Source organism: Parvibaculum sp., assembly GCF_035511255.1.
Taxonomy (GTDB): domain Bacteria; phylum Pseudomonadota; class Alphaproteobacteria; order Parvibaculales; family Parvibaculaceae; genus Parvibaculum.
Genome location: NZ_DATKFR010000329.1, coordinates 1 through 2,693 on the forward strand (window position 1 = coordinate 1; position 2,693 = coordinate 2,693).

Annotated in this window: 1 protein-coding gene; it reads right to left on the minus strand. The window is 66.0% G+C overall.

Annotation, left to right across the window (positions count from 1 at the left end; all coding sequences use genetic code 11):
- Positions 1-14: 14 nt before the first annotated feature.
- On the minus strand, positions 15-2,693 hold a 2,679-nt coding region (gene ppdK / locus VMR03_RS12970), incomplete at its 5' end, for a pyruvate, phosphate dikinase (protein ID WP_325405867.1).

The following is a 2,693-nucleotide window of genomic DNA, read 5'->3' on the forward strand; positions in this document are numbered from 1 at the left end:
GGCCAGATTTCCGTTCACTCATGCCCGGCATTCGCGGCCACCGAAAGAGCCGCCTGGGCCGCCGCGAGGCGGGCGATCGGCACCCGGTAGGGCGAGCAGGAGACATAGGTGAGACCCACCTCCTCGCAGAAGGCGATCGAGGCCGGGTCGCCGCCATGCTCGCCGCAGATGCCGAGCTTGATCTCCGGCCGGGTGGTCCGGCCCCGCTCGGCCGCGATGCGGACGAGTTCGCCCACGCCCTCGGGGTCGAGCGAGACGAAGGGGTCCTGGGAGATGAGCTTCTTGGTCAGGTAGTCATTCATGAAATTGGCCGCATCGTCCCGGCTGATGCCATAGGTCGTTTGCGTCAAGTCATTGGTTCCAAAGGAGAAAAACTCGGCCGATTCGGCGATCTGCCGGGCCATCAGGGCGGCCCGCGGCAGTTCGATCATGGTGCCGATCTGGTAGACGAGCTTCGTCCCCTTCTCCTTTTCGACCGCCGCCGCCACGGCGACGATCTTGTCCTTCAGCAGGTCTAGCTCGGCCTTCATCGAGACGAGGGGGATCATGATCTCGGGCGTCACGGCCTCGCCGGTCTCCTTGGCCGCCTCGATGGCGGCCTCGAAGATGGCGCGCGCCTGCATTTCGTAGATCTCGGGATAGGTGATGCCGAGGCGGCAGCCGCGATGGCCGAGCATCGGATTGAACTCGTGCAGCTCCTGCACCCGCCGGGCGAGCTTGTCGGCCGGCATCCCGGTCGCGGCCGAAACCTGGGCGATTTCCTCGGGCGTCTTGGGCAGGAATTCGTGGAGCGGCGGGTCGAGCAGGCGGATCGTGACCGGCAGGCCCTTCATGATGACGAAGAGCTGGCGGAAATCGTCCCGCTGCATCGGCAGGATCTTGTCGAGCGGCGCGCGGCGGCCCCTGCTGTCGTCGGCCAGGATCATCTGGCGGACGGCGACGATGCGCGTCTCGTCGAAGAACATGTGCTCGGTCCGGCAGAGGCCGATGCCCTCGGCCCCGAACTTGCGGGCCGTCGCCGCGTCGAGCGGCGTCTCGGCATTGGTGCGGACCTTCATGCGGCGATGGCTGTCGGCCCAACCCATTAGGGTCGCGAAATCGCCCGACAGCTCCGGCTGGAGCATCGGCACCTCGCCCTTGATGACCTGTCCGGTCGAACCATCGACGGTGATGATGTCGCCTTTTTTCACCGTAATGCCCATCACGGTGAACTGCTCGGTCTTGTAGTCGATGCGGATCGAGCCGACGCCGGAGACGCAAGGCCGGCCCATGCCGCGCGCGACGACCGCCGCGTGGCTCGTCATGCCGCCGCGCGTGGTCAGGATCGCGACCGCCGAATGCATGCCGTGAATGTCTTCCGGCGAGGTCTCGATGCGCACCAGAATGACATTGCGGCCGTCGGCCTTGGCCGCCGCCGCCTCGTCGGACGAGAAGACGACTTCGCCGGCCGCAGCACCCGGAGAGGCGGGCAGGCCCGTGGCGATGACGTCGCGCGGCGCGTCGGGATCGAGCGTCGGGTGAAGAAGCTGGTCGAGCGCGGCCGGATCGACGCGGGTGATCGCAGTCTTCTCGTCGATGAGCCCTTCATGCGCCATGTCGACGGCGATCTTGAGCGCGGCCTTGGCCGTGCGCTTGCCGGCGCGCGTCTGGAGCATCCAGAGCTTCGCGTTCTGCACCGTGAACTCGACATCCTGCATGTCGGTGTAGTGCTTTTCGAGCCGCTCGAAGACCGCCGAAAGCTCGGCGAAGACTTCGGGCATCGCCTCTTCCATCGAGGGCTTCGTGTCCTTCGCTTCGAGCCGCGCCTTTTTCGTCAGCGATTGCGGCGTGCGGATGCCGGCAACGACGTCCTCGCCCTGCGCGTTGACCAGAAACTCGCCATAGACGGCGCGCTCGCCGGTCGACGGGTTGCGCGTGAAGGCGACGCCGGTGGCCGAGGTATCGCCCATATTGCCGAAGACCATCGCCTGCACATTGACGGCGGTGCCCCAGCTTTCGGGAATGTTGTGGAGGCGGCGATAGGTTTCCGCGCGCGCATTGCGCCACGAGCCGAAGACGGCGCCGATCGCGCCCCAGAGCTGCTCATGCACATCCTGCGGGAAGGGCCGCCCGAGCTCTTCCTCGATCCGCGCCTTGTAGCGGTGGATCACGTCCTGCCAGTCGGCGGCGGTGAGATCGGTGTCGAGCGAACGCTCGTGCTCTTCCTTGTAATATTCGAGGATTTCCTCGAAGTGGTGATGATCGACCTCGAGCACCACGTCGGAATACATCTGGATGAAGCGGCGATAGCTGTCGAAGGCGAAGCGCTCGTCGCCCGACCGCTTCGCGAGCCCCGACACCGTGACGTCGTTGAGGCCGAGATTGAGCACCGTGTCCATCATGCCCGGCATCGACGCCCGCGCGCCGGAGCGGACGGAGACGAGCAGCGGATTGGCGGCATCGCCGAAGGTGGCGCCGACCGCCTTGCCGACATGATCGAGCGCGGCCGTCACCTGGGCCTCGAGTTCGGCCGGATACTGACGGTCGTTGGCGTAGAAGGCGGTGCAGACTTCCGTGGTGATGGTAAAGCCCGGCGGCACCGGCAGTCCGAGATTGGACATCTCGGCGAGGTTCGCGCCCTTGCCGCCAAGGAGATTGCGCATCGACGCCGCGCCTTCCGCCTTGCCGTCACCGAAGGAATAGACCCACTTCTT